Below are 8300 nucleotides of genomic sequence, written 5' to 3'. Positions count from 1 at the left end.
AGCACATAACGGCCAACAATAGCCATGCGCGAGGGCGCGTCTTCACGGGCGGGTTTTTCCACCATGTTTTTGACGCGGAACACGCCGGGGGTCACTTCGTCGCCATCAATGATGCCGTAGCGGCTGACCTTCTCCCACGGTACTTCCATCACGCCGATGACCGGCATTTTTTCGGCCATTGCCACTTCAATGAGCTGGCCGATGCCGGGAGCGCCGCCAAACATGAGGTCATCGCCCACCATGATGGCAAAGGGATCGTCACGCACCAGTTCGCGCGCGCACAGCACCGCATGCCCAAGGCCCAGCTGGCGCTTTTGCCGCACGGACATGATGTTGACCATCTCGGCCACCTTGCGCACTTCAGCCAGTTTGTCGAGCTTGCCAGCGCGTTCAAGCACGCCTTCAAGCTGGAGGTTGTAGTCGAAGTGATCTTCAATAACCGTTTTGTCGCGGTTGGTGACGAAAATTACATCTTCAATATTGGCGCGCTGCGCTTCTTCAACCACATACTGGATGACGGGCTTGTTGTAGATGGGCAGCATTTCCTTGGGAATATTCTTTGTTGCAGGCAAGGAACGGGTGCCCCATCCGGCCACGGGAATGACGACTTTACGAATATCCTTCATGCATGCCTCCAAGGGGGGTAGACAAAACAATTTTTATTAGCGGCAAACCGATGCAAGCAATAACCGGATAGCAGCCTTACTGCAAGCCGTACCTTTCCGATCCGGGAGTGCCGCCGCGATGTTCAACAGTCAAATCAGCGCAGCTCGCGCTCAACCACTACGGCCAGATCTTCAGCGAAAGTTTTGACCTTTTCGGGGTTTTCGCCTTCCACCATGACGCGGCAAAGAGATTCCGTGCCGGAATAACGCAAAAGCACACGCCCGCGCCCGGCCAGTTCAGCCTCTACCTTGGCAACAGCCTCGCCAATGGCGGGGCGTTCCTCAAATGGCAGGCGTTTTTCCACCCGCACGTTGATAAGCTTCTGCGGGAAGGGTTTGAGCCTGCCTGCCAGCTCGGAGAGGGGCTTGTCCTTTTCGCGCATGATGCGCAGAATTTGCAAGGCCGCCAGCAGACCATCGCCAGTGGTGCTGTACTTGTGGAAAATAAGGTGCCCCGACTGCTCGCCGCCCAGCATGGCGCCTTCGCGCCGCATGGCTTCCATAACGTAGCGGTCGCCCACCTTGGTGCGCAGCAATGAACCGCCGTGATCCTTCATAAAAATTTCCAGGGCCATGTTGCTCATGGCGGTTGCCACAAGCATATTGCCCGGCAGTTCGCCCCGGGCCATCATGGCCTGGGCGCACATGGCCATGAGCTGGTCGCCGTCAATGATGTCGCCGTATTCGTCCACAACAATGAGGCGGTCGGCGTCGCCGTCCAGCGCAAGGCCCACATCGGCCCGAACCTCGCGCACCTTGGCGGCCACCACTTCGGGATAGAGCGAGCCGCAGTGCTCATTGATGTTGGTGCCGTCTGGGCTTGTGCCGATGCGGAAAACTTCGGCTCCCAGTTCTTCAAGAGCCAGGGGGGCAACCTTGTAGCTGGCGCCGTTGGCGCAGTCAATCACAATGCGCAGGCCCGAAAGCGTCAACTGGGGAGGAAAGCAGCTTTTGGTATAAACAATGTAGCGGCCCCCGGCGTCTTCAATCTTGGTGGCGCGGCCGACGCCGCGCGCTTCCGGGTAGGGCCATTTAAAGTCCGAATCCAGCACCATTGCCGATATTTCGTCTTCGGTCAGGTCGGGCAGCTTATACCCATCGGCGTCAAAGAACTTGATGCCGTTGTCGTGAAAGGGATTGTGCGAGGCGGAAATAACCACCCCAAGGTCGGCCCGCATGCTGCGGGTAAGAAAGGATATGGCCGGGGTGGGCAGCGGGCCGGTCATGATCACGTGCATGCCGGCGGCGCACAGGCCGGAAGTGAGCGCAGATTCAAACATATAGCCTGAAAGGCGCGTATCCTTGCCGATGACCACCTTGTGCTGGTGGTCGCCGCGCCGAAAGCGCACACCCGCCGCCAGACCAAGTCGCAGGGCCACATCCACGGTCATGGGGTAGTTGTTGACCGTGCCGCGCAGTCCGTCTGTGCCGAAAAGACGCTCAGCCATGAAAACTCCTTACCTCTAATTCTTTTGCAGCGCACGGATGCGTTTCAGCATGGGCGCTGTTGCTGGGTTTTGTCGTATGTGCCGTGCCGACCGCAAGGGCCAAGGCTCGGTTGCGCTCCGTTCAGGCCGCCTGATGCGGCAGTTGAAGGGCGGCGTTTATTTCTTTTTTCTTGTTACCGTAACTTCTTCCGTAACCGGGTTCAAGAGAGTCATTCCTTCCGGCAATTTGAAGTGCAGGGGCGTTTTAACGCTCTCTCCCGGCTGTATCTCCGGCGTGACGAAAGAAACTTCCATCTCGCCAAGGTAACGGCTGTTCTTTGCCAGAGCTTCGGGAACCTCCACAAGCACGGCAATTTCATCGGGATTCACCGTATAGGCCATGCGGCTTTCCTTGGCAATTTCCACTTTGCAGCGGCGCGAAATGACTGTGCGCCCGCTGGTGATGGTGTACTGCACCTTGACGGAAGGCGGCGTGGCCGTGACCATGCCCGGCGTGTCCAGCGTGATGGTCTGCTGCGTTGTTGTGCCCGCCGCCTTGGGATCAAGCATGATGGTCAGCGGCACGCTGGCAATGGCAGAAACAACAGATTCCGGGCCGCGCAAAACCACCGTGGCCGGGGTCACGCTGACGTTTTCCACAGTCAGGGCGCCGCTGCGCAGGGGCGAATCCACAACCGCCTTAACAGGTACGCTTCGTTCCTGCACGGTGTCGGCCTTGACCACAATGCGCGGGGGCTGCACATCAATGAGCTCAAAGGCGCGGAAACGCGCGCCAAGGTGTTCCGCCGAGAGCGGGACCACGGTTGTGCCTTTTTTGATGGAAGAAAGATCCACCGCCTGAATGATCTTGCGTTGGGTGACCGAGCGCAGCAGGGTTTCCGGCCCGCGCAGGCGCACAACAGCCTTGTTGATGAGGCCGTCCGTCACCACAAGATTGGCGGGGATGCCAAAGTAATCGAGGTTCACTTCAATCTGAGCTTCCAGCCTGTCGCGAACGCTGACCATGTACCACATGCTCACGGCGATAAAGATCGCCAGCAGCATGGAAAGCAGGTGCGGCGGGCGGCGTGAGGGATCAGAGGATTTCATTAAGCACCTGCCTGAGGCGGGTAGCGTCAAGGGCGCGCATCAGCTCATCCTTGAGGGCTACGGAAATTTCGCCTCTTTCTTCAGAAACAACAATGACCAGAGCATCACTTTCACGGGCGATACCCAGTGCCGCACGGTGGCGTGTGCCGAAGTTCTGCCCCTTGGCTTCGGCCAGCGGCAGAATGCAGGCCGCAGCGGTGATTCTGCCTCGGCTGATGATTACCGCGCCATCGTGCAGGGGGGCCTTGGGGTAAAAAATATTCATGAGCAGCTGCCGTGAAAGCTGCGCATCAATGCGCACGCCTTCGCGCTTAATCATGTCGCCAAGGCGCATGCTGCGCTCAATAACAATAAGTGCGCCCACCCGCAGCCGGGCCATTTCAACACAGGCGGTCACCACTTCTTCCACGCCGATATTCTTTATGCTGGATCGGCGAAAGATAGGCCGTGCACCCATTTCGCCCAGGGCCTGACGGATGTCTGCCTGAAAAATAACGACTATGAGGATGAACAGGGAACTGAAGATGTGCTGCAACAGCCAGGTAAGCGTGTACAGGCCGAGAGCGTTTGAAAAGAAATACAGCAGCGTAAGCAGGCCCAGCCCAGTAAGGACTGTCAGCGCCCGCGAACCCCGCAGCATCTGAATAACCTGGTACAGCAGAATGCTGACCACTGCTATATCCATTACATCGCGCCAATCTATGGCAATATGGTCAAACACGGTGTGTTCCTTGCAGCAAAGTGTATCGGGCAACCGCAGCGCTGTCAGCCGAGAGCCTTGGCGCGTTCCTTGTCTTGGTACATGGCAGTGTCCGCGCAGGAGAGCAGCGCATCCACCGTGAGGGCCGCATCAGGGTACACTGCACTGCCCATGCTGAACGTGATCGGCCCGGGTATGTTCAGCTCGGGCAGACCCTTTGCAAGATCGGCGTGCATACGGGCAAAGGCGACCTTGTCCCTCTCCTTGGACGGGTTGCCGTTGAGCAGCAATACAAATTCATCACCGCCCATGCGCCCCAGAATATGCGTCACCGGGGCATGTGCGCGAACAACCTCTGCGAAGAGTTGCAATACTCGGTCGCCCGCCTCATGTCCATAGGTGTCGTTAATGCTTTTAAAATTATTTAAGTCAAAGTAATATAAAGTAAAATTTTTTGAAACCGGTGCGGCTATGCGCCGCTGCAGTTCCTCAAACAGTCCACGTCTGTTGAGCGCGCCCGTGAGGGCATCCCTGTAGGCGATGGCCTCAAGATAGGTGCGGATTTGTGTAAGGTCATGATTTCTTTGAACAAGAGTCGCAAGAAAAAGGCTGAGAAGAACACTCATGCCCACATAGAGCCATGATTCCAGTGATCTGTACCACGCAACGCCTGCCGACATGCGGATCAGCCAGTGGGCGTTAAGAATTGTCACAGGCACGTCTATGGTGCCCGCGTCTTTTTCTGAATCCGCGCTGCCAGCAATAAGCAACGCCCCACCTTTATGGGGATATGTGCGCCAAAGGCCAAAGTCGATATTCATGCTGTCCAGCAGGGAAAGGTCCGAGGCTGTCAGCACGTCAGGAAAACGCAGCAATATTGCAGCGATACCCCAATACTGAGGACGACCGGAAGCATCGGGAAGGAATACGGAAAGTCGCCCCACCAGAGCCGCCTCCCCATTGGGGAGCAGTACCGGCCCGGCCAGGGTCAGGGGTGCGCCGTGACGGGCCGTGACGGCCTCGTGGCAGCCCAGGTTGCCGTCCAGCATATCCTGCCCCACCAGCAGGCTGTTGGCAGGTGTATATGGGTACACCTTGTCTATGGTGCCGCCAGGAGCGAGCACAAATGCCTGAATGGTATCTTCATCGCGCAAGGCAGCGGCTACGCGCTCGAATTCCTGAATGTTCCCGTGATTGTCAATAACAAGCGCGTTCAGTGTTTCCGTTTTGAATATCAGGCGCAACAGATCGTTTTGGAGATTATCGCGCTGCGAGCGGGCGATGCTCTCAAGTTTGACCCGTTCAATCTGCTGTTTGCGGTCAATCAAAACCCAGGTCAAAAGTAAGTTGAAGGCCAACGTGATGAGCAGCATTCCAGCGAATGGGCGCGTTGAAAAAAATCGCACCATACCGGCAGACTCGCAATCGTTGACGGTTTGAATCCCTAGTTGGCTTCAAGAGCCAGAGCAACAGCCATGGCCTGACGGGCCGCAACAACATCATGCACCCTATGCCAGTACACACCTTTGCCGCGAAGTATTGCCGTGGCCGTGGCTGTTGCCAGACCTCGCTCCTGCGGCGGCAGGCCCAGAAGCCCGCCAAAAACGGATTTCATGGACAGCGCCATGAGCACAGGCCGGCCGAGCGCGAGCCAGTCTTCCGGGTGGGCCAGCAGGGCAAGGTTGTGTTCAAGCGTCTTGCCAAAGCCTATGCCTGGGTCAAGCACAATGCGGTCTTCCGGCAGGCCAGCCCGTACCAGGCGCGACATTTCGCGCTCAAAGAATTCCAGCACTTCACGGCGCACATCTGTGTAGCGCGGGTCGTGCTGCATGGTCTGCGGGCGGCCTTGACTGTGCATCAGCACATAGCCGGGCTTGTACTGCACAAGCACATCCAGCAGGGCGGGATCAAAGGCGCAGGCCGAAATATCGTTGATGATGGCAGCCCCCATGTCCAGCACAGCGGCAGCCGTGGCGGCATGGTAGGTGTCAACGGAGATCACGGCTCCGGGTGCAGCCTGGCGCAGCCCTGTCAGAACCGGCAGCAGGCGCTCGGTTTCCTGCTGAGGCGGGAGTTCCGCAGCTCCGGGCCGCGACGATTCCGCGCCAAGGTCAAGAATATCTGCACCCTGGCTGCGCAGGGTCAGCGCATGGTTGAGGCCCGGTGCCGGGGCATTGTGGCGGCCCCCGTCATAAAAGGAATCGGGGGTCAGGTTTACAATGCCCATGACGCCAAAGGGGGAAGGCGTCTTCAACGCCCGCCCCCCAAGAATATGCCAGTCTGCGCCCCTGGAAAGAGCGGCCGGGCAAATGCTATCGGTCATTTTCTTTACTGTTGTTCCGTGTGTTCTCGGCTTCAGACGGTTTGGACTCCGCCTGTTCCGATTGCTGCTCCGGCTTCTGCTCCTGTTTTTGCTCTGGCTTCTGTTCTGGGGCCTGAGCATCCGTATCCGGTTCAATCACAAATTCAGCACTGGACTTGGCAGCCTTGGCACCCTTGGCGGCAGTGCTGGTGGGTACGGGTTTGCCGTTGGTGTCGAGGGGCGGCAGCTCCTTGTTGTCCATGAGCAGCTCGAGATCCTCGCCAGTGATGGTTTCGCGATCAAGAAGGGCCTGGGCAATGCGGTGCAGGATATCCAGATTTTCCTCAAGCAGCTTGCGGCAGCGGCTGTGCGCGTCTTCCACGATGCGCTTCACTTCCGAATCCACGAGACGTGCCGTGTCTTCGCTGAAGTTCTTGTTCTGAACCCATTCGCGGCCAATAAAAACTTCTTCGCCGGTTTCGCCGATGGCCAGCGTACCCACGGCTTCGCTCATGCCCCACTCGCAGACCATCTTGCGGGCCATGCGGGTGACGCGTTCAATGTCGTTGGAAGCGCCGGTGGTGATATCGTCAAAAATAATTTCTTCCGCCACGCGACCGCCCAGCAGCACCACCAGATTATTGCGCAGGAAGGTGCGCGAATAGCCGTGGCGGTCTTCTTCCGGCAGCTGCATGGTCACGCCGAGTGCGCGGCCACGCGGAATGATCGTAACCTTGTGCACCGGGTCGGAACCGGGCAGCAGGCGGGCAGCCAAAGCATGGCCGCCTTCGTGATAGGCGGTGATGCGCTTTTCTTCCTCGGAGAGGATAAGGCTGCGGCGTTCGCGGCCCATGAGAACCTTGTCCTTGGCATACTCGAAATCGTGCATGTCCAGACGATCCTGATTGAGCTTGGCGGCCTGAAGAGCAGCTTCGTTGACCAGGTTCTCAAGGTCGGCGCCAGAAAAGCCCGGTGTACCGCGCGCCAGCACTTCCAGATCAACATCGCCAGCAAGAGGCGTGCGTTTGGTGTGCACTTCAAGAATGCGGCGGCGGCCACGCAGATCGGGCGTGGGCACCATCACCTGACGGTCGAAGCGGCCAGGACGCAACAGGGCGGGGTCAAGCACATCGGGGCGGTTGGTGGCGGCAATGAGGATAACGCCTTCATTGCTTTCAAAGCCGTCCATTTCCACAAGCAGCTGATTCAGGGTCTGCTCGCGTTCATCATGTCCGCCGCCAAGGCCAGCGCCGCGCTGACGGCCAACAGCGTCAATTTCGTCAATAAATATCAGACAGGGCGCGTTTTTCTTGCCCTGAACAAAAAGGTCGCGAACGCGCGAAGCGCCCACGCCCACAAACATTTCAACAAAGTCGGAGCCGGAAATGGAGAAGAACGGCACCCCGGCCTCGCCAGCAACTGCGCGGGCCAGAAGGGTTTTACCCGTTCCGGGAGGGCCCACGAGCAACACGCCCTTGGGGATGCGCCCGCCAAGGCGGGTAAACTTCTTGGGGTTGGAGAGAAATTCCACAACTTCCGAAAGTTCGTCCTTGGCTTCGTCAACACCAGCCACGTCAGCAAAGGTAACGCGGGTGCTGTCCTGATTGAGCAGGCGAGCGCGCGACCGGCCAAAGCTCATGGCCTTGCCGCCGCCGCTCTGCATCTGGCGCATAAAGAAAATCCACACGCCCACAAGCAGCAGCATGGGGAACCAGGAAACCAGCAGGGTCATGTACCAGGGCTGTTCTTCCGGCGGCTCGGCCTTGATTTCGACCTTTTTTTCAATAAGGCGGTTTACGAGGCCGATGTCCTGCGGAGCATAGGACTGCACGGTTTTTCCGTCAGAGGTGCGCCCAATGAGGGTGTGCCCCTGAATGGTCACGGACAGGAGCTGGCCGTTGTCCACCTGACTGAGAAAATCTGAGTAGGGCACCCGCTGGGTTATCCCCTGCGGTTGCTGGAACATATTGAAAAGCATGACCATCGCCAGGACGATTATCGCCCACAGCATCAGGTTGCGACTTATCTGATTCAACACTGCCTCCGTTACGTTTTCCGCGCGCGGTGGCGCACGGCCAGGCCGGATATATGGCCAG

Annotated in this window: 7 protein-coding genes; all 7 read right to left on the bottom strand. The window is 58.2% G+C overall.

Going from position 1 to position 8300, the window contains the following annotated elements; genetic code table 11:
* Positions 1–626, bottom strand: a 626-nt coding sequence (locus tag VEZ52_RS07895) for a UTP--glucose-1-phosphate uridylyltransferase (RefSeq protein ID WP_324836346.1), incomplete at its 3' end; no start/stop codon positions are given.
* 134 nt (positions 627–760) lie between these two features.
* Positions 761–2113 (bottom strand): phosphoglucosamine mutase, encoded by a 1353-nt coding sequence (gene glmM, locus VEZ52_RS07890; protein WP_324836345.1) that lies wholly within the window; start codon positions 2111–2113, stop codon positions 761–763.
* Between the two features lie 156 nt (positions 2114–2269).
* Positions 2270–3202, bottom strand: a complete 933-nt coding sequence (locus VEZ52_RS07885; RefSeq protein ID WP_324836344.1) for a CdaR family protein — start codon at positions 3200–3202, stop codon at positions 2270–2272.
* The gene (gene cdaA / locus VEZ52_RS07880) at positions 3189–3923 is read right to left on the bottom strand and encodes a diadenylate cyclase CdaA (protein ID WP_324836343.1); all 735 of its coding nucleotides are present in this window, start codon (positions 3921–3923) and stop codon (positions 3189–3191) included. Before cdaA ends, VEZ52_RS07885 begins: the two co-directional genes overlap by 14 nt.
* A 44-nt stretch (positions 3924–3967) precedes the next feature.
* A complete protein-coding gene (locus VEZ52_RS07875; RefSeq protein ID WP_324836341.1) occupies positions 3968–5230 on the bottom strand; it encodes a GGDEF domain-containing protein in 1263 nt (420 codons plus the stop codon).
* A 116-nt stretch (positions 5231–5346) separates the two neighbouring features.
* Positions 5347–6225, bottom strand: a complete 879-nt coding sequence (folP, locus tag VEZ52_RS07870) for a dihydropteroate synthase (RefSeq protein ID WP_324836340.1) — start codon at positions 6223–6225, stop codon at positions 5347–5349.
* Positions 6215–8239, bottom strand: a complete 2025-nt coding sequence (gene ftsH / locus VEZ52_RS07865) for an ATP-dependent zinc metalloprotease FtsH (RefSeq protein WP_324836339.1) — start codon at positions 8237–8239, stop codon at positions 6215–6217. The genes folP and ftsH overlap by 11 nt, the downstream gene beginning before the upstream one ends.
* Positions 8240–8300 lie beyond the last annotated feature (61 nt).

The organism is Desulfovibrio sp., assembly GCF_035644575.1.
Lineage (GTDB): Bacteria > Desulfobacterota > Desulfovibrionia > Desulfovibrionales > Desulfovibrionaceae > Desulfovibrio.
This window is presented reverse-complemented; position numbering and strand designations above follow the sequence as displayed.

Coding starts and splice junctions, on each gene's coding strand:
- glmM (WP_324836345.1), bottom strand. CDS start 2,113: ATGGCTGAGCGTCTTTTCGGCACAGACGGACTGCGCGGCACGGTCAAC.
- VEZ52_RS07885 (WP_324836344.1), bottom strand. CDS start 3,202: ATGAAATCCTCTGATCCCTCACGCCGCCCGCCGCACCTGCTTTCCATG.
- folP (WP_324836340.1), bottom strand. CDS start 6,225: ATGACCGATAGCATTTGCCCGGCCGCTCTTTCCAGGGGCGCAGACTGG.